General features: G+C 72.1%; 16 protein-coding genes and 1 pseudogene. 6 read left to right on the top strand and 11 right to left on the bottom strand.

The features are described from left to right. The first annotated feature begins 136 nt into the window (after window positions 1-136). From JAO81_RS21750 to moeZ, 5 genes are all read left to right on the top strand, one after another. Window positions 137-1,918 (top strand): DUF3492 domain-containing protein, encoded by a 1,782-nt coding sequence (locus tag JAO81_RS21750; protein WP_199549583.1) that lies wholly within the window; start codon window positions 137-139, stop codon window positions 1,916-1,918. Next, on the top strand, window positions 1,915-3,231 hold the full coding sequence (locus tag JAO81_RS21755; RefSeq protein ID WP_307813545.1) for a hypothetical protein: 1,317 nt from the start codon (window positions 1,915-1,917) through the stop codon (window positions 3,229-3,231). The genes JAO81_RS21750 and JAO81_RS21755 overlap by 4 nt, the downstream gene beginning before the upstream one ends. 664 nt (window positions 3,232-3,895) lie before the next feature. Next, the gene (locus tag JAO81_RS21760; RefSeq protein WP_199549584.1) at window positions 3,896-4,843 is read left to right on the top strand and encodes an NAD(P)-dependent oxidoreductase; all 948 of its coding nucleotides are present in this window, start codon (window positions 3,896-3,898) and stop codon (window positions 4,841-4,843) included. Continuing rightward, complete coding sequence (locus tag JAO81_RS21765; RefSeq protein ID WP_199549585.1) at window positions 4,831-5,583, top strand: spherulation-specific family 4 protein; 753 nt, start codon at window positions 4,831-4,833, stop codon at window positions 5,581-5,583. The genes JAO81_RS21760 and JAO81_RS21765 overlap by 13 nt, the downstream gene beginning before the upstream one ends. A 61-nt stretch (window positions 5,584-5,644) precedes the next feature. Then, entirely contained in the window at window positions 5,645-6,823 is a 1,179-nt protein-coding gene (gene moeZ / locus JAO81_RS21770; protein WP_199549586.1) for an adenylyltransferase/sulfurtransferase MoeZ, read from the top strand. A gap of 77 nt (window positions 6,824-6,900) precedes the next feature. Here the strand turns inward: moeZ and JAO81_RS21775 are convergent, their stop codons facing one another. Next, on the bottom strand, window positions 6,901-8,112 hold the full coding sequence (locus JAO81_RS21775) for a serine hydrolase (RefSeq protein WP_233415722.1): 1,212 nt from the start codon (window positions 8,110-8,112) through the stop codon (window positions 6,901-6,903). Between the two features lie 122 nt (window positions 8,113-8,234). Further along, window positions 8,235-8,997: pseudogene (locus JAO81_RS21780) on the bottom strand (formylglycine-generating enzyme family protein). A gap of 176 nt (window positions 8,998-9,173) precedes the next feature. On the opposite strand from JAO81_RS21780, the gene JAO81_RS21785 reads away from it, so the two are divergent. Further along, window positions 9,174-10,190, top strand: a complete 1,017-nt coding sequence (locus JAO81_RS21785; protein WP_199549588.1) for a questin oxidase family protein — start codon at window positions 9,174-9,176, stop codon at window positions 10,188-10,190. Between the two features lie 124 nt (window positions 10,191-10,314). Here the strand turns inward: JAO81_RS21785 and JAO81_RS21790 are convergent, their stop codons facing one another. The 9 genes from JAO81_RS21790 to narH form a co-directional block, all read right to left on the bottom strand. Further along, the gene (locus tag JAO81_RS21790) at window positions 10,315-12,522 is read right to left on the bottom strand and encodes an Lsr2 family protein (protein WP_199549589.1); all 2,208 of its coding nucleotides are present in this window, start codon (window positions 12,520-12,522) and stop codon (window positions 10,315-10,317) included. A gap of 60 nt (window positions 12,523-12,582) precedes the next feature. Then, window positions 12,583-14,145 carry an alpha/beta hydrolase gene (locus JAO81_RS21795; protein WP_199549590.1) on the bottom strand — a complete coding sequence of 521 codons (1,563 nt, stop codon included), beginning with the start codon at window positions 14,143-14,145 and terminating at the stop codon, window positions 12,583-12,585. Beyond that, complete coding sequence (locus JAO81_RS21800) at window positions 14,145-15,755, bottom strand: alpha/beta hydrolase (protein WP_199549591.1); 1,611 nt, start codon at window positions 15,753-15,755, stop codon at window positions 14,145-14,147. Before JAO81_RS21800 ends, JAO81_RS21795 begins: the two co-directional genes overlap by 1 nt. 118 nt (window positions 15,756-15,873) lie before the next feature. Continuing rightward, window positions 15,874-17,424 (bottom strand): alpha/beta hydrolase, encoded by a 1,551-nt coding sequence (locus JAO81_RS21805; RefSeq protein WP_199549592.1) that lies wholly within the window; start codon window positions 17,422-17,424, stop codon window positions 15,874-15,876. Window positions 17,425-17,614: 190 nt separating this feature from the next. Then, the gene (gene hemG / locus JAO81_RS21810; RefSeq protein ID WP_233415723.1) at window positions 17,615-18,991 is read right to left on the bottom strand and encodes a protoporphyrinogen oxidase; all 1,377 of its coding nucleotides are present in this window, start codon (window positions 18,989-18,991) and stop codon (window positions 17,615-17,617) included. A 92-nt stretch (window positions 18,992-19,083) separates the two neighbouring features. Then, the gene (locus JAO81_RS21815) at window positions 19,084-20,292 is read right to left on the bottom strand and encodes a TIGR04053 family radical SAM/SPASM domain-containing protein (RefSeq protein WP_199549593.1); all 1,209 of its coding nucleotides are present in this window, start codon (window positions 20,290-20,292) and stop codon (window positions 19,084-19,086) included. Next, window positions 20,289-21,017 (bottom strand): respiratory nitrate reductase subunit gamma, encoded by a 729-nt coding sequence (gene narI, locus JAO81_RS21820; RefSeq protein WP_199549594.1) that lies wholly within the window; start codon window positions 21,015-21,017, stop codon window positions 20,289-20,291. Before narI ends, JAO81_RS21815 begins: the two co-directional genes overlap by 4 nt. Beyond that, window positions 21,017-21,703 carry a nitrate reductase molybdenum cofactor assembly chaperone gene (gene narJ / locus JAO81_RS21825; RefSeq protein WP_199549595.1) on the bottom strand — a complete coding sequence of 229 codons (687 nt, stop codon included), beginning with the start codon at window positions 21,701-21,703 and terminating at the stop codon, window positions 21,017-21,019. Before narJ ends, narI begins: the two co-directional genes overlap by 1 nt. Continuing rightward, entirely contained in the window at window positions 21,700-23,232 is a 1,533-nt protein-coding gene (gene narH / locus JAO81_RS21830; RefSeq protein WP_199549596.1) for a nitrate reductase subunit beta, read from the bottom strand. The genes narJ and narH overlap by 4 nt, the downstream gene beginning before the upstream one ends.

The raw sequence follows: 23,232 nt of genomic DNA on the forward strand, positions 1-23,232 counted from the left end.
CCCCCCCCCCCCCCCCGCTCGGGGGGCCGCCGCCCCCCCCCCCCCTCCCCCCCCCCGGCATATCCGCATACGTTCGTTTCGCGGGGGGCGCCCGTGACCACGGAGCCCCAGTCGAAGAAGGATCGGGGGTGTACTCGTGCGCATCGGACTGCTCACGGAGGGTGGCTATCCGTATGTGACGGGTGAGGCCAGGCTCTGGTGCGACCGCCTGGTGCGGGGGCTCGACCGGCATGAGTTCGACATTTTCGCGCTCAGCCGCAGCGCGCACCAGGAGGAACAGGGGTGGATCCAACTTCCGCCCCAGGTGCATCGCGTGCGGACGGCTCCCCTGTGGACCGCCGAGGACGACGGGGTGGTGTACGGGAGGCGGGCGCGGCGCCGCTTCGCCGGGCACTGGGGGGAGTTGGCGGGTGCCGTCTGCGCCGAGGGGAGCGCGGCGGAGGACCGTTTCGCCAACGCGCTCTACGGGCTTGCCGACCTGGAGCGCGAAGAGGGCGGACTCGCCGGTGCGCTGCGCTCCGAGGCGGCGGTCGACGCGCTGGAGAAGGCCTGCCGGGCGCCGGGTGCGCCGCGGGCCGCACGCGAGGCGCGGGTCGCCGATCTGCTGACCGTCACCGGACTGATCGAGCGCACCCTGCGACCGCTCTCGCTCGACTGGTACGAGGAGGTCGAGGGCGGCCTCGGAGCGGTCGACCTGTGCCATGCCGCGTCGGGGGGCGCGGCCGCGCTGCCTGGCCTGCTCGCCAAGCACTTCTACGGGGTGCCGCTGCTCGTCACCGAGTACGGAGTGCAGCTGAGGGCGCACTACTTGGGGGCCGCGGGAGCGCTGAGTGCGCCCGCGCGTGCGCTGCTCGCGGGCTTCCACGGGCGGCTCGCCACCGAGGTCTACCGGCAGGCCGCACTGATCACGCCCGGCAACACCCATGCGCGGCGCTGGCAGGAGAGATGCGGGGCCGACAAGGCCAAGCTGCGCACCGTGTACCCGGGCATGGAGGCCTCGCGTTTCGCGGAGGTCGGCGAGTCCACCGAACTCGCCGATCCGGACACGCTGGTGTGGGTCGGCCGGATCGAGCCGTCCAAGGATCTGATCGCGCTGCTGCACGCCTTCGCGGAGATCCGCAAGGAGGAGCCCAAGGCGCGGCTCAGGATCGTGGGCGCGCCCGCGGACGGGCCCGAGGCGGCCACGTATCTCGCGCACTGCACGGCCCTAGCGGCGCAGCTCTTCCCCGATGAGGCGGAGGGGGTGCACGCGGTGGGGGACAACCCGGTCTCGTTCGAGGAGATCGGCGGTCCCGAGGTTCCCGAGCTGGCCGACGCCTATGCGGCCGGCAGTGTCGTGGTGCTCTCCAGTGTGGTCGAGGGTTTTCCGATCAGCCTGGTCGAGGCGATGTTCTGCGGCCGGGCCACCGTGTCCACGGATGTCGGCGCGGTGGTCGAGGTCATCGGCGGTACGGGGCTCGTGGTGCCGCCGCGCAATCCGCGCGCGCTCGCCGATGCCTGTCTCGCGCTGCTGCGGGACACCGAGCGGCGGGACCGGCTGGGGGCGGCGGCGCGTGCGCGGGCGCTCGAACTCTTCACGGTGGACCAGAACATCGCGGCATTTCGCAGCATTTACCTCGAGATCGTCTCGCACCATCCCGTACGGCGGGAGGCGCTCGACGAGGCCGGGGAGCCGCAGCCCTTCGCCAACCCGGCGGAGGTGTATGTGCCGGGGCGCTGGACGGGGTCCGGGCTGCGGGAGGAACCGGGTGCGTCCGGGCCGAGTTGGGCCGTGGGCGCGGAGGGTCCGTCCGTGGGCACGGAAGCTTCGTCCGTGGGTGCGGAGGGTCCGTCCGAGGGCGGGGCGGGTGCGGGCCGGGCGGATGCGGCGGGCGATGAGCCCGTCGGCGTCGGTGCCGCGGGGGAGGGGGAGCGGTGAGCGAATTCCGTACGGCGTCGAGTGCCGGCCCCGAGGAGGCCGTGCCGGACGCGCCCACCACCCCTGCCAGTCCCGGGAGTTGGGACACGCGGTCCGAGGAAGTGCTGTCCGATGCGGCGCTCACCGCGGGCGCCGCGGGTTCGGACGCGCGTGCCGGGTCACGTGCGGCCGATGTGCCCGCCGTCAAGGGCAAGGCGCGTAGGCCCGGGGGCCGCAGGGGGGCGGTCGATCCCGTGAAGGCGCTGATGCACCGTCACCGTGAGCTGTGCGAACGGGCGGTGGACCCGCTGGAGATCGCCGCCGGTCTGGAGGCGCATGGCGTCACCGACCGGACCGCGGCCCGCTTCCGGCACCGTGATGTGTTCTCGCTGGCCGAGGAGATGTACGCGCGGGCGGAGCGGGACGACGAGTCGGCGTCCGGTGCGTCCGGCGGGTCTTCCGCGTCCGCCTTGTCGCAGTCGGCGGCTCAAGCCGCCGGGCCCCGGGGTCCGGTCGGCTGGGCCGCGTTCGCGCTGCTGCCGGGAGCGGGGTGCGCCCTGGCGGGGGTGGCCGCGCTCGATCTGACGTCCGGGTCGGCGAAGCTCTTCGCCGGTGTGCTGGGCGCGCTCGCCGTGGGGGTCGCGCTCAGGGTCGCGCTGCGGCAAGGGCCGCTGCGGGTGTTCGGGCGGCAGGTGCCGGCCACGCGGGCGTGGACCGGGTTCCTGCTCGCGTATGCGCTGATCGGCGAGGGACTGCTCGACGGCGTCCTGTCCGGCGGGCCCGACGGGCCCTGGCCGTTGCACACGGCGCCCCTGCTCGGGCTCGCGCTCGCCGTGGCGCCCGCGGCCTGGTGCGCGCGGGTCTTCGCGGTGCAGAGCGCGCGGACGCTTGCGGTCAGCCGGGGGCTCGACGACTTCGCCGCCGCCGTACGGCCGTTGCTCTGCGGGGTGTTCGCGGTCTTCCTCGCCGTGCTGACCGGGCTGCTGCTCGCGTCCGGAGCGGTGCTCGGGGAGGGGACGCGGGGCGTGGGTCCCGCGGTGGCCCTCGGGGCGCTGCTGCTGCTCGCGCGGTTGCTGGAGGTGCACGGATTCCCGGACGCGGGCGCGTTGATGCTGGGGGCGGCGTGCGCGGCTCAGACGCTTGCGCTCGCCACCGCGCTCGGCGGTCGGCTCCCGGGCTTCGGCTTCCTGTCCGCGCCCGTCGAGGGCGTGGCCTCCGCGTGGGGGCCGGGGGCGGTGCCCGTTCTGATCTGCGGGGGTGCGGCGGCGGTGCTGCTCGCTCACGCGATGCGGCGGCTTACTCGGGCTTCCGCGCATGCGGAGGTGGCTCGGTGAGGGGGTGTTCGGGTGCGGGGGTGTTCGGGTGCGTTGCCGGGTGCGGGTGCGTGGCGCCTGCGGCGGGCGGTTCTCCCCTACCCGCCCCTTCCCGAAACCGGGGGCACAGCCCCCGGGCCCCCGTAGGGCGGGGGGGGACTTTTCGTGGGGGCCCGCCCCGTGGGTCCGGGCGGGGGCTGGGCCCCCTGCGCCCCGCTAGGGGGTTGGGGTGGTTTGTTCGTGGGGCTGTGTCCCGTGGGTCCGGGCGGGGGCTGCACCTCCTGCGCCCCGCTAGCCACCTGGTTTCCGGCCGTAGGCCATACCTCCTGCGCCCCGCCAGCCGCCTGGTTTCCGGTCGTAGGCCACACCTCCTGCGCCCCGCCAGCCGCCTGGTTTCCGGTCGTAGGCCACACCTCCCGCACCCCGCCAGCCGCCCGGTCTCCGGCCGTAGGCCACACCCCCCGCACCCCGCCAGCCACCTGGCCCCCGGCCGCAGGCCACACCCCCCGCACCCCGCCAGCCACCTGGCCCCCGGCCGCAGGCCGCACCCCCCGCACCCGGACAGCTTCCCCTCTCCCGCGTGGCCGACACCGCGGGCGGCGGGCTTACCCCGTTACGAACAGCCTTGAGGAGCACGGAAGATGAGCACCCCCAAGCACAGGCCCGCACCCGCCGGAGCCGCCCGATGAGGGTGTTGCTGCTCGGCGCCAATGGATATCTGGGCCGCTTCGTCGCCGACCGGCTGCTCGCCGACCCGGCCGTCCAGCTCACGGCGCTCGGCCGCGGTGATGACGCGGATGTGCGGTTCGACCTCGCGAACGGCAGCCCCGGCGCCCTGACCAGGTTCCTGGACGCGGTGCACCCCGGCGTGGTGATCAACTGCGCGGGGGCGACCCGGGGCGGCGCCCGCGACCTGGTCCGGCACAACACGATCGCCGTCGCCACGGTCTGCGAGGCCCTCCGAAGGAGCGGCTGCGGGGCCCGGCTCGTGCAGCTCGGCTGCGGCGCGGAGTACGGACCCAGCCAGCCCGGCTCCTCCACATCGGAGGACGCGGTTCCCAGGCCCGGCGGCCCGTACGGAGTGAGCAAGCTCGCCGCGACCGAGCTCGTGCTCGGATCGGGGCTCGACGCCGTCGTGCTGCGGGTGTTCTCGCCCGCGGGCCCGGGCACCCCGGCCGGCTCCCCGCTCGGCCGCCTCGCCGAGGCGATGCGCCGCGCGATGCAGGCGGGCGACGGCGAGCTCAAGCTCGGCGGGCTCGGCGTGCAGCGGGACTTCGTGGACGTACGGGATGTGGCGCGCGCTGTACACGCCGCGTCCCTGTCCGCCGCGCAAGGCGTCGTCAACATCGGCTCAGGCCGCGCCGTCAAGCTCCGCGACGCCGCCGCCGTGCTCGCCCGGGTCGCCGGATACGGGGGCGCGCTGCACGAGTTGGACGGCGGCGGACGGCCATCCATCGGGCACCCCCGTACCGAATCCGACACAGCACCCGCCGCCTACCCGTACCCGGACGGCTGCGGCAGCTGGCAGCAGGCCGATGTGCGCACCGCGCGCGACCGGCTCGGCTGGCGGCCCCGGATCAACCTCGAAGAGTCCCTCGCCGACATCTGGATGGAGGCGGCATGCCGCATCTGATCACCCCCACCGGCGCACAGCAGCAAGCAGCGGAAGCCACCATGGGCCTCGGCGTGCCCGGATACGCCCACCCCTTGGTCGCACCCATGGAATGGGCCGAGCTGACCCGCCCCGGTGCCCCGCTGCACTGGACCGTCCTGAATGTCGCGAATGGTCCGGGTGCCCGCCCCGACCCGCACTGTCTCGAAGCGTCCGGAAAGCTGCGTAACGCCGGCACCCGTGTCCTCGGTCACCTCGATCTCGCGTACGGCGCCCGGAGCTTCGGCGAGCTGGTCTCGGACGCGCACCGCTATCTGGACTGGTACCAGGTCGACGGCTTCTACGCGGACCGCGCCCCCACCGAACGGGCCGCGCTGCCCGAGGTCCGCAGGGTCTCGGCCACCCTCAAGGCGCTGCTCCCCGACGGACATCTGGTCTTCGGGCACGGCGCCCACCCGTACCCCGGATACGCCGAATCCGCCGACCAGTTGGTGACCTTCAGCGGTCCCTGGAGCGACTACCGCTGGTCGCAGGTAGCCGAGTGGACCGCCGACTATCCGCCCGAGAAGTTCTGCCATCTCGTCCACGGCGTACCGCTCGGCCACCTCGAGGAAGCCCTGCGCATCGCCCGCTGGCAGGGAGCGGCCACGATCTGGTTCACGGACCGTACGGACAAGCACCGCACGGTCGACCCGTTCGAGGCGCTGCCCGGTTACTGGGACGAAATCGTCTCGCGTATCGGACGGGGTGTCTCGGAATGAAGAAGGCTGTGGCAGCGTTACGGGAAGAACCACTGTTCGTATACCGATCTACGGAGTTCCCGTGTCGCTGCCACCCCTGGTCGAGCCTGCCGCAGAGCTCACCGTCGACGAGGTCCGCAGGTACTCCCGCCACCTGATCATCCCGGATGTCGGGATGGACGGGCAGAAGCGGCTGAAGAACGCCAAGGTGCTGGCCGTCGGCGCCGGTGGACTCGGGTCCCCGGCGCTGATGTACCTGGCAGCCGCCGGCGTCGGCACGCTCGGCATCGTGGAGTTCGACGAGGTCGACGAGTCGAATCTGCAGCGCCAGATCATCCACAGCCAGGCGGACATCGGCCGCTCGAAGGCGGAGTCCGCGAAGGACTCGGTCCTCGGCATCAACCCGTACGTGAACGTGGTCCTGCACGAAGAGCGGCTCGAAGCCGAGAACGTGATGGACATCTTCAGCCAGTACGACCTGATCGTGGACGGCACGGACAACTTCGCCACCCGCTACCTGGTCAACGACGCGTGCGTGCTGCTCAACAAGCCGTACGTCTGGGGCTCCATCTACCGCTTCGACGGCCAGGCGAGCGTGTTCTGGAGCGAGCACGGCCCGTGCTACCGCTGCCTCTACCCGGAGCCCCCGCCGCCGGGCATGGTCCCCTCCTGCGCCGAGGGCGGCGTCCTCGGCGTGCTCTGCGCCTCGATCGGTTCGATCCAGGTCACGGAGGCCATCAAGGTCCTGACCGGCGTCGGCGACCCGCTGGTCGGCCGCCTGATGATCTACGACGCCCTGGAGATGCAGTACCGCCAGGTCAAGGTCCGCAAGGACCCCAACTGCGCGGTCTGCGGCGAGAACCCGACCGTCACCGAGCTCATCGACTACGAGGCCTTCTGCGGCGTCGTGTCCGACGAGGCCCAGGAGGCGGCGCTCGGCTCGACGATCACTCCCAAGCAGCTCAAGGAGTGGATCGACGCCGACGAGAAGATCGAGATCATCGACGTCCGTGAGCAGAACGAGTACGAGATCGTCTCGATCCCGGGCGCGAAGCTGATCCCCAAGAACGAGTTCCTGATGGGCACCGCCCTCCAGGATCTGCCCCAGGACAAGCGCATCGTCTTGCACTGCAAGACGGGTGTCCGCAGTGCGGAGGTCCTCGCGGTCCTCAAGTCCGCGGGCTTCGCGGACGCGGTCCACGTGGGCGGCGGCGTGATCGGCTGGGTCCACCAGATCGAGCCCGAGAAGCCGGTCTACTAGGGCTTCTTGGCTGTACGACGCCGAGTGCCGCGCTCCCTGTCGGGGGCGCGCCACTCGTGCGTTCACGCCTCGTGCGTTCACGCCTCGGGGGCGATGTCCGCGTAAGAGGTCTCCGCCCGGCACAGCGCGCGGTCGATGAGCTCGCGCATCCTGTCCTCCTGGCGGGCCGCCGTGCCGGGATCGCCCGGGCGGCTGTGCGCGGTCACGGTGATCGTGCTCCGGCCGTCCGCCGTGGTCGCACCGCGGATGACGTAGCCGAAGCCGCTGCCGCCGTGCCCGAGGTACTCACCGCCGCAGGACAGGGGAGTGGTGAACAACCCGAGTCCGTCGCCCGTGCCCGCGGGATGATCCCCGCCGGCCGGTACGGGCACGGTGGTGCGCATGGCCTTCAGGGTGGCCGGTTCCAGAAGCCGGCCGCGGACCAGGGACCCGAGGAAACGGTTGAGCTCCCGCGCCGTGCCGGTCATCGAACCGTCGGCACCGGTGTCGAACGGGCGGTAGGGGATCGTGGTGTCGATCAGCGGGCCCTGCGGCGCGAACTGCTGGTAGTTGAGGGCGTGCGGCCGCGGCAGGAACGGCCCGATCCCGGGCGTATCGGTGCGGCGCAGCCCGAGCGGCCGCAGGATGCGGTCGTGGACCTGCCGCTCCCACGACAGGCCGGTCACCTTCTCGATGACCATCCCGGCGACTACGTAATTCGTGTTGGAGTACGCCCAGTCGGTGCCCGGTGCGAACTCGGGCTCGTGCCGCATGGCCAGGGCGACCAGCTGCTCGGGGCGGTAGGCGTCCCAGCGCCGGTCGAAGTACGTCCGGGCGCTCGGGTCGGGGAACACCTCGGCCGTGTAGTCGTACAGACCGCTGGTGTGCTGCAGCAGATCGCGCAGCGTGATGCGGCGACCGTCGTTGCCGTTGCCGGCGACGACCCCGGGCAGCAGCTCCGCCACGGACTGGTCGAGTGACAGCCGCTCCTCGTCCACGAGTTGCAGCACCACGGTGGCCACGTATGTCTTGGTGATGCTGCCGAGCCGCAGATAGCCGTGCTCGGGGACCGGCCGGCCGGTGGCGCGGTCCGCGACGCCCGAGCGGGCCGTGACGGTGCCCCGCGGCGTGTCCAACCTGACGGATACACCGGTGACTCCGGCGTCCCGCAGCGCATCGGCGTCCTGCTGCAGCGAGCCGCCCGCGCGCGGCCCCGCCGCGGCTGACGGCAGCCCCGCCGCGGCCAGCGTCAGCACACCGGCGGCCAACAGCAGACGACGACCGGGGTTCATGCGTCGGAAGAGGTTCATGTGTCGACGCTAGGAATCCACCGCACCGGCCACCATCCGGTGAACCCCCTGGCCCAGTAGGGGGATTGCCAGAGGAGAGAGCCCGGCCCGGGGTTCGCGACGGCGGTTCGGCGGCCCTTCGTTCAAGCGGGCGGCGCCGCCACCCTGAAGCCGACGCCGATCGCCGTCAGGTCCCGCTCGTACGCGCCGTGGCGGCGGGCGCAGCGGGCCAGGTCGCGGTCGTGGCGGTAGGCGCCGCCGCGGGTGACATGGGGGTCGAAGGCCCAGCTCTCGGTGGGCGGGACGTCGGCGGGAGCGCCGGGGTAGGGGGCGTAGAGCGTGGAGGTCCACTCGTCCGCGTTGCCGGCCATGTCCAGGACGCCGAACGGGCCTGCGCCGTCCGGGAACGAGCCGACCGGTGTGGTGGTGCCGACCCCGAGATCGACCAGGTTGGCCAGCCCCGTCCGGTACGTGGACCCCCAGGGGAACTCGCGTGCGTCGTCGCCGCGCGCGGCGCGTTCCCATTCGTCCTCGCTGGGCAGACGCACCGCGATGCCGCCGAGCTGCTGTCCGAGCCAGCCGCAGTAGGCCGTCGCCTCGTCCCAACTGACGCCGATGACAGGGTGGTCGGCCGGCCCCTGCGGGTCGGGGCGCCCGGTCGACCGCGCGAAGAGCGTCCACTGGCCGACCGTGACCAGGGTCCGGGCGATCCGGAACGCCGGGACGCGCACCTCCGTACGCGGGGCCTCCTTCCGGTACCACTCCGCCAGAACCCCGGTGTCCGCATAGCGCTCGGCCACCTCCGCGAGCTCATCGGGCGGCGTGCCCCCCCGCCGCACGCCCGCCCGGGCCTCGGCCCCGGCCCCCGCCGTGGACCTCGGCCCAGTCCACCGCTTCCCGCCGCATCCGCCGCTCCTTCGTCCGGTCGATCACGGAACGACCATGATCAGCCGGGCGGCCAAGGGTGAGCGTCGGCCGACAGGCCGATCTCCGCTGCCCTGTTGGGCCTAGGTCTCACCCGCGCCGCGCCTCCACCTCCCGCCCGATCCGCCCCCGGTTCCGCCCTGCCTACAGTCCCTGCCATGGATACGTCAGGAACGCTGGACGAAGCGCTGGAGCGGCTGCACGGCTCGGGGCCCGAGCGGCTCGGGAGGCTCACCAACCATGCGCCGATGGCCGTCGAGTCCCTCGCCGCACGCGGGCAGGCGCGGTCGGTGCACCGCTGGCTCGATCTGTACGCGCCCAAGCTGGAGGAGTTCCCTTCCCGGGGCGAGCCGGTCACGGACGCCAACTGGCCCGAAGCGCTCGGCGATCCGCGGCGGGTGGCCGACTGGATCGGGTACTTCGCGGCCCGGATCGCCGAGCGTCCGTGGCGCGAGGTGCTCGCCCAGTGGTGGCCCCGGCTGCTGCCCGGCATGTACGGCGGCTCGACACATCCGGTGATCCGGGTGGGCCACGCGGTACGGACGCTCCTGTCCGCGGAGGGCGAGCCCACCGCACCCCGCCTGGCCGAACTCGCGCACGGCCTCGGCTACTGGGCCGCCCGCCACCACCCCGTATCGGTGCGGCCCTCGCTGCCGGGCGCGCGGACCGCGGCCGCCGCACTGGACGCCGTACCCCGTATCGCCGACCGGAACGGCGGCTTCCCCACGCTGCTCGGCCGCGTGAGCGCCCTGCCGGTGTGGACGTACGAGGCGACGGAACCGGCCGAAGTCCACGCCCGCCTCACCGAGTTGGTCCGCGCCGCCACCCACCGCTACGCCACCCACGGCCACGGCGAGGAGACGATGCTGGTCCACGCGGCCACCGCACCCAACGCCGTCCTGCGCACCCTGCCCGCACTCCCGCACGACCTCTGGCTGCCGAGCCTGCACGCGGCCTGGACAGCCTCCGCCGCGGTCACCGCGATGTACGCACCGCCGGCCGGGATCACCTACACCCCGCCCGGCACCTTCACCCCCGAGGAGGTCATGGAACGGGCCCTGGCCCACGGCGACGAACACGTCATCAAACTGACGGACACCGCCCTCGACATCGGCGACGAACGGGCCCTCGCGGCGGCTCTGCGCGCCGTCGAGTTGAGCGCTCCCCTGGTGTGAGGCACGTTCACGGAAGGCCGAGCCGCGGCGGGGTGCCACGCCCCACCGTCTCTCGGTCGGTGGGGTGCCACGCCCCACCGGCTCTCGGCGCGCCGCCGGGGCGTCGTCCTTTCGGCCCGGTGCGTCAGCCGTGCCCCCGCACTTCGCTCCAGGACTCCCGTACGGGAGCGGGGATGCGCCCCCGCCTGTGCACCGCGAAGCCGTTGACGCGTGCCCACTGCCGGATGGCCGCGATCGATTCCGGGCCGTCCAGACCTACCAGGATCGTGTGGCAGGCGTCCTGCAACTTCTCGTCCGCGGCTACCCCCTGGAACGTGACGCTGCGGCGCGGCAGTTCGAGCTCCGCCTCGATACGGGCTCTCGCCGGGGCGGCGGCCGGGCCCATCCGGTCGAGGCAGGACAGGACGAACGGCGCGGTCGCGTCGTTCCCGTCCCAGGCGGTCAGCAGGGTGTCCAGCACCGTTTCCGCTTCCGGCTCGCCCCCGATGTCCCACAGCGCCGCCGCGGCATGCACCCGCGTCCAGTCGTAGCCGGCCTCCAGGAGAGGGCGCAGCCGCGTCAGGGCCGGCGCGGCCGATGCGCCGATCCGGCCGAGGGCGTCGGCGGCCTCCGCATTCCGGCAGGTGGCGAGCAGGGCCGACAGGCGCGGTACGGCTTCCGTGGCGTCCTGGCCGATGTCCCACAGCGCCGCCGCGGCGGCTGCCCGTCGGGCGAGGGCCCTCGGGTCGGCCCGGGGGCGGGGCGCGGGGGGCGCGGGGGCGGCACGGGGACCGAAGGACGCGAGGGCGTCCACGGCACAGGCGGCCGTACGCCACCGCTCGTGACGGACCGCCGCGCCGGCGGCCTCGGCGAGCGCGGGTACGGCGCCAGGGTCGCCCAGGGCGGCCAGGGTGGAGATGAGGGCGCCGGTGCTCAGGTCCGGGCCCTGCGCGGAGAAAGCGGTCTCGCTCAGGATCCGGCACAGCCTCGGCGTCAACTCGCCCGCGGCTGAGGGCAGATGACCGCAGACCTCGATGGCACGCCAGATGTCGCGACCGGAGTCGAGCCCGGTCAGGAGATCCGGCAGCGCACGCGGATCGCCGAGCCGGGCCAGCGCCATGACGGCTTCCTGGTGGGCCCGCCGCAGCACCGGGCGCGGCGCCGCCCATACGCCGGGCCCGTGCGCGGCGCGCTGTCCGGCGACGTACGAGGCGAGGGCTTCGCGGGCCGGCTCGCAGACGGGTGCCAGACGCCCGAGGCTCTCGGCCGCCGCGGCGGCGGTGTACGGGTCATCGGGCAGCAGGCAGCCCGCGAGCAGGGTGACGAGCCGGGAGTGGTCGCCCCGCCACGTGGTGATCAGGTCCTGGGCCGTGCGGATCGCGTCGTACCGCGTGCCGGCGTCGGGACTGCGCAGCTGTTCGGCGAGGAGCAGCCGCCGCTCCGGCAGCCGCCCGTCGAGCACGGCGTGAAAGGTGCGCAGCAGTGAAGTGGTGGGCGCGTGCACCCGGTTGAACCGGTCGAGATCGGCGAACGCGGCGGCGATCTGCGGTGGGACATCCGTCGCCTCGTCCTCGTCCGCGCAGACGCACGCTCCGGAGGGGTCCGTGCCCTCCGGGTCCGTCGCCGTTGCGGAGGTGAGGTCGCGCAGCAGGCCGATCGCCGTGGTGACGGTCCCCTCGCCGATCTCCTCGGGCGCACAGCGGGCGCGGTGCACCAGCGCCGCGAGGCGGGTGCCCGGGTCCTCGGCGGCCTCGGACCAGGCGTACAGGAGCCCTGTGGCCGAGTCACCCCCGTACGGCAGCCGTATCGCCAGGTCGGCCGTCGTATGGACGATCAGGAGCCGTTCCGTGATGCCGCCCTCGGCCGCGAGCCGCTCCCGCAGCAGCGCGACCGCCCGCTCGACGTCGTCCAGGAAGAGCCCGACGCCCTCGATGCCCGCCCTGCGGACCCGCGGATCGGGGTCCGAGGTGAAGGCGATCAGGGCGTCGACGCGCTCACGCATCAGCGCGCAACTGTCCCCGCAGGCCGTCGACTCGGTGCCGTCCGGATCCACGCAGACCTCGTCGCCGCGCCCGGCGGCCTCGCGGCCGATGCTCAGGAGCAGTTCGGCGACCGCCGCTCGGTCCGGCGTGGCGCTGTCCGCCGCCAAGGCGAACAGGTGGGGCACGCACAGCGCCGTACAGGAATAGACATCGCCTTGGTGGTGGGCAGCCCCGTAGAAGTCCCCGAACGCCCGCTCCCGCACCTGCGGATCGGGCGAGGCCATGGCCCGCAGCCACCCGGGGACGCCGTCCGCCGGACCGTAGGCATGGCTCATGGATGCCCAGTCGATGCCGTCCAAGTCGTCGATCATGCCCGCACTATGCCGGAGGGCACTGACAACCGGGCCCGGAGGCCGAGCGGAACTCCCGCCCTACGAACAGGTCTTCCCGTCCTCCGGCACCTTCCCGTCCAGGAGATACGCGTCCACCGTCTCGGTCGCGCAGTCGTTCACGCCGTACGTGCCGTGGCCCTCGCCGTCGACCGTGATGTTCACGCCGACGCCGTCGCCCAGCGCCTCGGCCATCTTCTTGGCGCCCTCGACCGGGGTGGCCGGGTCGCCCGTGTTGCCGATGACGAGGATCGGGGAGGCGCCGGGGGCCGAGACCTCGGGCGTCTTGCGCTCGCCGTCGACCGGCCAGTCCGTGCAGGCCATCAGACCCCAGACCATGGACTCGCCGAAGACGGGGGAGGCCTTCTTGTACGCGGGGAGCTGGCGCTTGACGTCGGCGTAGCCGAAGCGTTCGGTGGAGTCGGCGCAGCGGATCGCGGCGTTGGCCTGGGACATGTTGTTGTAGCGCCCGGTCTGCGGGTCGCGGCCGCTGTAGGCGTCGGCCATGAGGAGCAGGATCGAGCCCGAGCCGGCGTTCTCGACCTCCTGGAGGCCCTGGGTGAGGTACGGCCAGGTCTCCTCGCTGTAGAGGGCGGCCGCGATCCCGGTCTCCGCCAGACCGCGGGTGAGCTTGCGCGCGCCGGAGGTCGGCAGCGGGGAGGCTTCGGCGCGCTCGAGCAGCTCCGTGATCTCCGTGGAGCCCTCGGCGGGGTCCTTGCCGACGTCCTTCAGATAGTTCTCCAGGGCCAGTTGGAAGCCCTCGGCCTGGGCGAGGCCGCCCTCGATCTGGCCCTCCGTCGGGTCGACGACCGCGTCGAAGACGGTCCGCCCGACGTTCTTCGGGAACAAGTGGGCGTACACGCCGCCCAGTTCCGTGCCGTACGAGATACCGAAGTAGTTGAGCTTCTTCTCGCCGAGCGCCTCGCGGATCAGGTCCATGTCGCGGGCCGTGTCCGAGGTGCCGACGTGCGGGAGCAGCTTGCCGGCCTTCGTCTCGCAGGCCTCGATCTGCTCGCGCGACTCGGCGGTGTCCTCGGCCTGTTCGGCCGGGGTCTCGGGCGGACCGTCGTCCTCCTGCGACAGCCGGTCCATCTCCTTGTCGTCCACACAGCGCACCGTGGCCGTCTCGCCCACCGCGCGCGGGTCGAAACTCACCAGGTCGTAGCGCTCGCCCAGGTTCTCGTAGTCCACGGCCGCCTGCGGCAGCGTGGAGACACCCGAGCCGCCCGGGCCGCCGAAGTTGTAGAGCAGGGCGCCGATACGGCGGTCCGGTTCGGTGGCGGGCTTGCGGATCAGCGCGATCTCGATCTTCTCGCCGCCGGGCTTGTCGTGGTCGAGCGGCGCTTCGAGCGTGCCGCACTCCCACTTGCCGCCCGGCGCCTTGCCCGTTCCCTGGTTCACGGTGGGCGCCTTGCAGCGCGTCCAGTCGACGGTGCTCGTGTCCGGGGCACCCTTGCCGCTCCCCTTCGACGAGGAGGAGTCGGAACCCTTCGTATCGGAAGGGGAAGAGGAGGAGGTGCAGCCGGCCACGAGCAGGGCGGCCGCCAGGAGGGAGGGCGCGAGAGCCGCGGAAGGGCCGGATATGGAACGGGACTTGCGGGGCATTACGAACAGACCTTTCCGTCTTCCGGAACCTTGTGGTCGAGCAGATAGTCCTCGACGGTCGAGTCGACACACGCGTTGCCGCCGCCGTACGCGCCATGGCCCTCGCCCTTGAAGGTGAGGTGCACCCCGACGCCCTTGCCGAGTTCGTCGGCCATCTTGCGCGCGCCCTCGAAGGGCGTGGCCGAGTCGCCGGTCGTGCCGATCACGAGGATCGGCTCCGCGCCCGGCGCGCTCACCTCGGGAGTCTGGTGCTCACCGGCCACCGGCCACCGGTGGCACCAGCCGGCCGCGTCCCAGCCGAGGTAGCCGCCGAACACCGGGGAGATCTTCAGGAACTGCGGCAGCAGCTTCTTCGCCTGTGCGGGCGTCGGCCTGACCGAGGTGTCGGCGCACGAGATCGAACGCTGGGAGTGCATCGCCGTGCTGTAACGCCCGGACGCGTCACGGTTGTTGTACTCGTCCGCGAGCGCGAGCAGCGGCGCACCGTCACCGTCGGCGGCGGCCCCCAGCGCGGCCGTCAGCTGCGGCCAGCTGCTCTCCGAGTACAGGGCCTGGGTGATGCCGGTCGTGCCGAGCGTCTCGTTCAGCTCGCGGCCGCCCGCCGCCGGCAGCGGCTTCTTGTCGAGGGACTTCAGGAGCGCGGCGATCTCCGCGGTGCCGTCCTTCGGGTCCTTGCCCGTCGACTTCAGATAGTTCTCCAGGGCGCGCTGGAAGCCCCGGGTCTGGTTCTTCGCGTGCCCGACCATGTCCGCGCTCGGGTCGACCACCGCGTCGAGGACGAGCCGGCCGACCTTCGACGGGAACAAGTGGGCGTAGGTGCCGCCCAGTTCGGTGCCGTAGGAGTAGCCGAGATAGTGCAGCTTCTCGTCGCCGAGCACGATGCGCATCAGGTCCATGTCGCGGGCGGCGTTCGACGTGGAGACATAGGGGAGGATGTCGCCGGACTGCTCCTTGCAGCCCGCGCCGAAGTCCGCGGCGTCCTTGAAGTACGCCTGCTCCTCGGCGGCCGTGTCCGGGGTGAGGTCGATCGTGGTGAACGCCTGCTCGGTCTCCTCGTCGCTGCGGCACTCCACACCGCCACTGCGCTCGACCCCGCGCGGATCGAAACCGACCAGGTCGTAGCGCTCCTGCAGGGCCTGGTAGCCGGGGGCGAAGGAGGGCAGCGCGCTGACCCCGGAGCCGCCCGGGCCGCCGAAGTTGAAGAGCAGCGAGCCGATCCGCTTGCCGTCGTCGCGGGCCTCGCTGCGGATCAGGGCGATGCCGATGGTCTTGCCGTCCGGGTCGCCGTAGTCGAGGGGCACTTTGAGCGTGGCGCACTTCCAGGCGCTGTCCGACGCTCCCGAACCGCCGCCCTCGCACTCGCCCCAGCTCAGCTTCTGCTCCGTGAGCTTGGCGGGGAGCCCGGAATCGTCGGACGTGCCGGCCGGCTCGGTGGGCTTGCTCCGCGAGGTGGAGGCCTTGCCGCCCTTGTCCGCCGAGCCGCCGTCGCCGCTGCATCCGGCGAGCAGCGAGCCGGCGAGGAGTGCGGCCACCGCGACGGCCGTGGGCCGTGCGTGGGACGGGGTCGTGCGTATCCGGCCGGCTCCCCGGTCCCCTGACGTGCTTGCCATGTACGACGTCCCCCCTAGAGCATCAATCCCGACATCCTAAAGGCGCCGATGCGAGGGTGAACGGTTGCGGTCCGCCCTCACCGTTACGAGCACATCGCCCCGCCGGGACGCCCTCGCGCTACGAGCACACCGTCCGCGCCTTCGGCTCCTCGCCGTCGAGCAGATAGCCGTCCACGGCCTCGCGCACGCACGGGTTCTTGCTGTCGTACGCGCCGTGCCCCTCGCCCTTGTACGTCAGCTCGATCCCGACCCCGTCACCCAGCGACTCGACCATCTTGCGCGCGCCTTCGTACGGGGTCGCCGGGTCGCCCGTGTTGCCGATGACCAGGATCGGGGCGGAGCCCTCGGCGCTCACATCGGGATGGTCGGCCGCACCGTCCACCGCCCAGTCGGAGCAGCCGAGCATGCCCCAGGCCAGATAGTCGCCGAACAGCGGCGAGGTCTCACGGAACTCGGGCAGCTTCGCCTTCACGTCCTCGACCGAGTAACGCGGCTTGTCGTCGGCGCAGTTGATGGCCACGTTCGCCGCCTGGATATTGCTGTACGTGCCGTCCGGATTGCGGCCGTTCATCGCGTCCGAGAGCGCCATCAGGATCCGTCCGTCGCCGTCGTACGCGCTCTCCAAGCCCTCGGTCAGGTACTCCCAGAAGTCCTTCGAGTACAGCGACTGCGCGATCCCGTTGGTCGCGGCGGTCTGGGTGAGCTCGCGCTGCCCGAGCCCGGGCAGCGGCTTCGCGTCCAGGTCCTTCAGGAGCTTCGCGATCCGCTCCTGTACGTCCTCGGCGGTGTCGCCGACCGGGCAGTCCTCGACCTTCGACGTGCAGTTCTTGGCGTAGTTCTCCAGCGCGAGCTGGAAGCCGCCGGCCTGCCCGAGCGAACCCTGCTCGGGGCTCTCGGTCGGGTCGACCACCGCGTCGAAGACCGCGCGCCCGACCTTCTCCGGGAACAAGTGGGCGTACACACCGCCCAGTTCGGTCCCGTACGAGATCCCGAAATAGTGCAGCTTGTCGTCGCCGAGCACCTGGCGCATCAGATCCATGTCCCGCGCGGCGTCCGTGGTCGCGACATGGGGTAGAACGTTGCCGGCCTTGTCCTCGCAGGCACCGTTGAAGGACTTCACGTTGTCGAGGAGCGTCTGCTCCTCCTCGGCGTCGTCGGGGGTCGCGTCCTGCTGGTAGTACGCGTCGAGCTGGACGTCGTCCTCGCAGGTCACCGGCTCGCTGCGGCCGACTCCGCGGGGGTCGAAGCTCACCAGGTCGTAGCGGGTGCGCAGCTTGGCGTACTCCTCGCCGAAGGCGGGCAGCGAGGTGATGCCGGAGCCGCCGGGGCCGCCGAAGTTGAAGACGAGCGAACCGATGCGCTTGTCCTTGTCGCCGCTCGCCTCGGCGCGGATCAGCTCGATCCCGATGGTGTCGCCCTCGGGCGCGTCCCAGTCGAGGGGCGCCTTCATCGTGGCGCACTGCCACTCGGCTCCGGCCGGCAGCGGACTCGGTGCCTCGCCGCCGCCCTGGGCCGGGCTCGGTGCGGGGCAGTCCTTCCACTTCAGCTGCTGTGCCGTGAGGTCGCCCTTCTCGTTTCCGTCGGAGTCACCGCCGCAGCCGGTGGCCAAGGCGGTGGTCAGGGCGAGGACGACGGGCAGGGCGAGACGCACAGCGCGGGGCTTCGGCATGCCCCCATCCTGCGGGCGGGTCCGTGGGGTCGCCTTTGGCGCGGGCCGTACGTGTGATCATGCGCGGCGAGCGGCGCGGGCGGCGATCGGTCCGCGACGGGCTTCGTACGGGAGGGGCTCAGCCCTCGAGCCAGCCCTCGAGCCAGCCCCCGAGCCAGCCCTCGACCCGGCCCTCGTCTCAGCCTTCGACTCAGCCCTCGAACACCTGGCGGGCCGCCTTGCGCCCGGTGGCCACGCACGCGGCCACCCCGACGCCCTCGTACGCGGCACCGGACAGTTCGATGCCCGGCAGCTTGGCCACGGCCTCGCGGATCCGCTCGACGCGGTCGGCGTGGCCGACGCCGTACTGCGGCAGGCTCCGGTCCCAGCGCGTGACGCGGGCCGAGGTGGGCTCGCCCATGCGGCCGGCCGCGAGATGCAGTTCGGACACGGCGGTACGGATCAAGTGGCGGTCGGGTACGTCGAGTTCCTTGTCCTCGCCCGCGCGCCCGATGGAGACCCGCAGGACGAAGGAGCCCGGCGCGGACTCCCGCAGCCAGCTCCACTTGTTGGTCAGGAACGAGGCGGCCTTGATGACATGCCCGTCGACCGGCGGCACCAGGAAGCCGTTGCCCTCGGGCAGCGAGGCCGTACGGGACCGGTCGAAGGCCATGGTGATCACGGCGGAGTTGGCGTGCTGGATCGCGGAGAGGTCCTCGTGGGCCGCGGGGGAGTGGCCGCGAAGCAGCTCGGCGGCCGCGTAGGCGGGCAGCGCGAGGATCACCGCGTCGGCCTCCATGACCAGCGGGCCGTCCGCGGTCTGGGCACCGACCCGCCAGCGTCCGGACCCGGTGAGCTGCAGCTCGCGGGCGCGGGTCGCGGTGAGGATACGGGCGCCGGAGGCCTGGGCGACGGCGATCGGGAGTCGGCCCGTTCCGCCGCGTACGCCCTGGACCGCCGCCGCCTTCGGGGCGCCGGCCGCGCGCACACGGCGCAGGGCGCCGATGATCGAGCCGCCGTGCTCGGCGACCGCGGCCAGGCGGGGCATGGCCGCGCGCAGCGAGAGGCGGTCGGCGCGGCCGGCGTAGACGCCGCCGAGCATGGGCTCGACGAGACGGTCGACGGCCTCCTGCCCGATGCGCTCGGAGAGGTAGCCGGCGACGGAGATGTCGGTGTCGCGGGGCAGCGGGCCCGCCGGGAGTTCCTCTTCGCGGCACAGCCGCTCGAGGCCCTCGTCGGAGAGCAGGCCGGTGCCGGCGAGGGCGCGGGGTTCGGTGGGGATGCCGAGGACGTGTCCCGCGGGCATGGGCCGCAGCCGGCCGTGGGTCCAGACGGTGGTGGGGGCGGTGGCAGGGTCGCACAGCTCGGCGCCGAGGCCGACCTCCTGGGCGAGCTCCACCGCCTCGGGGCGCAGCGCCATGATGGATTCGGCGCCGGTGTCGACGGGGATGCCGCCGATGGTGCTGGTGTGCAGTTTGCCGCCGATGCGCTGGTCGCTTTCCAGGACGGTGACATCGGCCTTTCCGCGCAGCTGCCAGGCTGCCGCCAGGCCGCTGATGCCGCCGCCGATGACGATCACTGAGCGCATTTGGGGTCTCCCACGTTCGGGGTTCTGTCCGCCCTTCGACGCTACGTCGGGGTGGGGTGTGGGCGGCTCGTGCTTTCGGCTCCAGTGCGGCGTCAGGTGGCCATTTCCTGGGGTGCGGATTCGGTGTCGGGTGCGGGCCGGGGTTCCCGAAACCGGGGGCTGGGTGGTCCGGGTGGGCTGTAAGCGCACCAAGGGTCCTCCGCCAGCGTCCGCCCCGTCACCGCATAAGCCCGCGACCGCGAGCCCCCGCACACCGTGTTGTACTCGCAGCGGCCGCACTTGCCCTCCAGGAGCGACGGGTCGCGCAGCGAGTTGAACAGGGCCGAACCCCGGTAGATGTCCGGGAGCGGGTGGTTCTTGACGTTGCCCGCCGACAGGGGCAGAAAGCCGCTGGGGTGGACCTCGCCCGTGTGCGAGACGAAGACGAAGCCGCGGCCCGAGCCCACGTCCATGGGAGGGCGGCGCACCGCCCGCCGCGCACCGTCGAAGACCCCGAGCTCGCGGGCTCGCGCGATGAGCGAGGCGTACAGCGGGCCCGTCACCGGCTGCTCCCCGCTCTCCGCCAGGGCCGTGCGCTGCAGTGCGATCCGGCGGAAGTGGTGGCCCTCCGTCGTCTTCGTCGCCATGACCGCGCCGCAGTCGTAGAGGAAGTGCAGGACGTCCTCGACCTCGGCGGGCGTCAAGGAGTCCAGCTGCTCGCCGCGCCCCGTGGGCACCAGGATGAAGCCGCTCCAGATCATCGCGCCCTCGCGCTTCACGACCGCCGCGATATCGGCCAGGTCGTGCAGGCTGTCCCGGGTGACCGTGGTGTTGATCTGCACCTTGAGGCCGAGTGCACGGGCCATCCGCCAGCCGTCGAGTGTCCAGTCGTAGACGCCGTCGACGCCGCGGAACGCGTCGTGCCGCGCGGCCGTCGAGCCGTCCAGGGACAGCGACAGGGCGACGGCGCCCGCTTCCCGTACCGCCGCGAGATTCTCGTAGGTGAGGGTGGGTGTGCCGGAGGGGGAGACCGCGATACGCAGACCGAGCGAGGTCCCGTACGAGATGAGCTCGCACAGGTCCGCGCGCTGGAACGGATCTCCGCCCGTGATCACGAACAGCGGGCTCGGTTTGCCGAAGGAGGCGATCTGGTCCATGAGGGCGCGTGCGTCCGCGCCGTCCAACTCGCCGGGATCCCGGGTGAGTTGGGCCTCGGCGCGACAGTGCAGGCATGCCAGGGGGCAGGCGCGGGTCGCCTCCCAGATGACGATGAACGGCCGTTCGCCGACCGAGTGGCGCGGGGTGCGGACGACGCCCTTCACGAGCCGGCCCTCTCCCAGCCGCGCCGCGACGGACGGTGCGCGAGCTGCTGCGGGTCGCGGCTGCGGTAGACCACGTACGGGCGGAAGAGGTACTTCAGCGGGGCGCTGAACATGTGGACCAGGCGCGAGAAGGGGATGAGGAGGAAGAGCCCGAGGCCGAAGAGCACGTGCAGCTGGAAGGCGACGGGCGCCTGGCCCATCAGCGCGTAGTCCGGCTGGAATGTGAACAGCGAGCGGAACCACAGCGAGACGCCCTCGCGGTAGTTGTAATCGCCGGTCGCTCCGGTCGAGTTGAGCAGCGTGGCCACGATCCCGAGCGCCATCGCGCCGAGCAGGAACGTGTACATCAGGTGGTCGCTCCGCAGCGTCGCCTGCCGCACGGCGGGGACCTTGAAGCGGCGGTAGACCAGGATGGAGATGCCCACGGCGGCCGCGACGCCCGCGACCGAGCCGGTGGAGACGGCGAGCAGGTGGTACGTGTGGTCGCTGAGCCCGACCGCGTCGGTCCAGGTCTTGGGGATCAGGAGTCCGACCACATGCCCCACGACCACGAACGCCATCCCGAAGTGGAACAGCGGCGAGCCGATCCGCAGGAGACGGGATTCGTGCACCTGCGTGGAGTGCGTGGTCCAGCCGAACTTGTCGTAGCGCGCCCGCCAGATCAGACCGGAGATCAGCAGCACCAGGACGACATAGGGGAACGCGCCCCAGAGGATGAGGTCCATCAGGCCGGCGTCCTTTCCGGAGTTTCCTTACGTTCCGGATGGTCCGGAGTTTCCAGTCGGGTGGTGGGCCACGGCAGTTCGACGCCGGGGCCGAAGGGTTCGAGCGGGTCCGAGAGCCCGACGCTCTCGTGCTTCGGCCCGCGCTTGGCGAGCGCCTTCGCCTCGGCCCTGGTCTCGGGCGAGGGCCCGGGCAGCGTGGCGCAGACCGCTTCGAGGACGCGCGCGTACGGGGTGTCGGCGGCGGTCACGGCCAGGCGCAGCAGTTCGAGCCCGGCCCGGTGCTCTTCGAGCAGCAGGGTGCCGGCCTCGGGGTGCAGGGCCGCGAACTCCAGGGCCACGGGAAGGAAGTCGGGCAGTTCATCGCTCGCGAACTCCAGACCGAAGTCGCGGTAGATCCGCTTCATACGGACGAGGGACAGACCGCGGTTGCGGGTGTCGCCGTCCGTCCACCACGTGAGGTAGAGGCAGCGGCGGTTGCGGGTGTCGAAGACGTCGCTGTAGTGCGCGGCGAGTTCCAGCTCCGGCGTCACGCGCGCGTACGCGAGGAATTCGGTGAGGAGTCCGGCCGGTTCGGGGGCCGCCCCGGTGAGGGCCGCCTCGAACCGCGGCAGCTCCTCGTGCAGCCGCGCGTCCGGGTACTGGAGAAGCCGTCCTGCGACCAGGCGTACCAGCGCATCGGGGGTCATGCACTCCTCCGTGTCGGGGAGAGGTTGAGCAGGGGGCGGCTGCCGCCCAGAGCTTCGGAGGAGACGGGGCACGAGTCGAGCGGATGCGAGTCGGCCAGCGCCTCCGCGTCGGCGCGCGCCGCCGTCGGAATCACGTACCGGTCCTCGTACTTGGCGATCGCGAGCAGCCGGAACATGTCCTCGATCTCCTCGCCGGTCAGACCGACGGCGGCCGCGATCGACTCGTCGCGCGGCTGCTTCAGATTGACCCGGCGCATATACGCGCGCATCGCGGCCATCCGTCGCAGGACGGAGTCGACGACGTACGTGTCCCCGGCCGCGAGCAGCTCGGCGAGGTACTCGACCGGGATGCGCAGCGCGTCGATGGCGCCGAAGAGATTGCCCGCGTCCTCACCGTCGCTGCCGGTCGCGGCGACCGCGTCGACGACCGGGGAGAGCGGCGGGACGTACCAGACCATGGGCATGGTGCGGTACTCCGGGTGGAGGGGGAGGGCGACCTGGTAGGTGCAGATCAGGTCGTAGATCGGGGAGCGGCGGGCGGCGTCCAGCCACTCGTCCGTGATGCCGTTCGCGCGGGCGGCGGCGATCACGGCCGGGTCGTGCGGGTCGAGGAACGCGCCCAACTGGGCGGGGTACAGGTCCTGTTCGTCCTCGACCGCCGCGGCCTCGGTGACCTTGTCCGCGTCGTACAGCATCACGCCCAGATAGCGCATCCGCCCGACACAGGTCTCCGAGCACACGGTCGGCAGGCCGACCTCGACGCGCGGGAAGCAGAAGGTGCACTTCTCGGCCTTGCCGGTGGAGTGGTTGAAGTAGACCTTCTTGTACGGGCAGGAGGAGACGCACATCCGCCAGCCGCGGCACTGGTCCTGGTCGACCAGGACGATGCCGTCCTCGACGCGCTTGTACATGGCGCCGGACGGACAGGCCGACACGCAGGCCGGGTTGAGGCAGTGCTCGCACACGCGCGGCAGATAGAACATGAAGCTCTGCTCGAACTCCATGCGGATCCGCTCACCGACCTGGTCGCGGAGCGCGTTGACCTTCTCGACGAGCGGGTCCTTGACGGCGTGCTCGGGCGCACCGCCCAGGTTGTCCTCCCAGTTGGGACCCCACTCGATCTTGTCGATCGGCTCACCGGTGACCTGGCTGACGGGCCGGGCGACCGGCATGTCGTCGCCGGCCGGGGCCTCGGTGAGGTTCTTGTACTCGTACGTCCAGGGCTGGTAGTAGTCCTCGATCTGCGGCATCTCGGGGTTGGCGAAGATCTGCCCGAGGCGCTTCGCCTTGCCGCCGGCCTTGAGCCGCAGCCGTCCCGAACGGGTGCGCTCCCAGCCGCCCTTCCACTTCTCCTGGTCCTCCCAGCGCCGGGGATAGCCCTGGCCGGGCAGCGTCTCGACGTTGTTGAACCAGACGTACTCGGTGCCCTTGCGGTTGGTCCACGCCTGCTTGCAGGTGACCGAGCAGGTGTGGCAGCCGATGCACTTGTCGAGGTTCATGACCATCGCGACTTGAGCCATGACGCGCAT

The organism is Streptomyces sp. N35 (genome assembly GCF_016464295.1).
Lineage (GTDB): Bacteria > Actinomycetota > Actinomycetes > Streptomycetales > Streptomycetaceae > Streptomyces.

What these genes read in the sequence shown, in the direction of transcription:
- JAO81_RS21760 (WP_199549584.1), top strand. Translation starts at nt 3,896, where the DNA reads ATGAGGGTGTTGCTGCTCGGCGCCAATGGATATCTGGGCCGCTTCGTC.
- JAO81_RS21765 (WP_199549585.1), top strand. Translation starts at nt 4,831, where the DNA reads ATGCCGCATCTGATCACCCCCACCGGCGCACAGCAGCAAGCAGCGGAA.
- JAO81_RS21775 (WP_233415722.1), bottom strand. Translation starts at nt 8,112, where the DNA reads ATGAACCTCTTCCGACGCATGAACCCCGGTCGTCGTCTGCTGTTGGCC.
- JAO81_RS21785 (WP_199549588.1), top strand. Translation starts at nt 9,174, where the DNA reads ATGGATACGTCAGGAACGCTGGACGAAGCGCTGGAGCGGCTGCACGGC.
- JAO81_RS21790 (WP_199549589.1), bottom strand. Translation starts at nt 12,522, where the DNA reads ATGATCGACGACTTGGACGGCATCGACTGGGCATCCATGAGCCATGCC.
- JAO81_RS21795 (WP_199549590.1), bottom strand. Translation starts at nt 14,145, where the DNA reads ATGCCCCGCAAGTCCCGTTCCATATCCGGCCCTTCCGCGGCTCTCGCG.
- JAO81_RS21800 (WP_199549591.1), bottom strand. Translation starts at nt 15,755, where the DNA reads ATGGCAAGCACGTCAGGGGACCGGGGAGCCGGCCGGATACGCACGACC.
- JAO81_RS21805 (WP_199549592.1), bottom strand. Translation starts at nt 17,424, where the DNA reads ATGCCGAAGCCCCGCGCTGTGCGTCTCGCCCTGCCCGTCGTCCTCGCC.
- hemG (WP_233415723.1), bottom strand. Translation starts at nt 18,991, where the DNA reads ATGCGCTCAGTGATCGTCATCGGCGGCGGCATCAGCGGCCTGGCGGCA.
- narI (WP_199549594.1), bottom strand. Translation starts at nt 21,017, where the DNA reads ATGGACCTCATCCTCTGGGGCGCGTTCCCCTATGTCGTCCTGGTGCTG.
- narJ (WP_199549595.1), bottom strand. Translation starts at nt 21,703, where the DNA reads ATGACCCCCGATGCGCTGGTACGCCTGGTCGCAGGACGGCTTCTCCAG.
- narH (WP_199549596.1), bottom strand. Translation starts at nt 23,232, where the DNA reads ATGCGCGTCATGGCTCAAGTCGCGATGGTCATGAACCTCGACAAGTGC.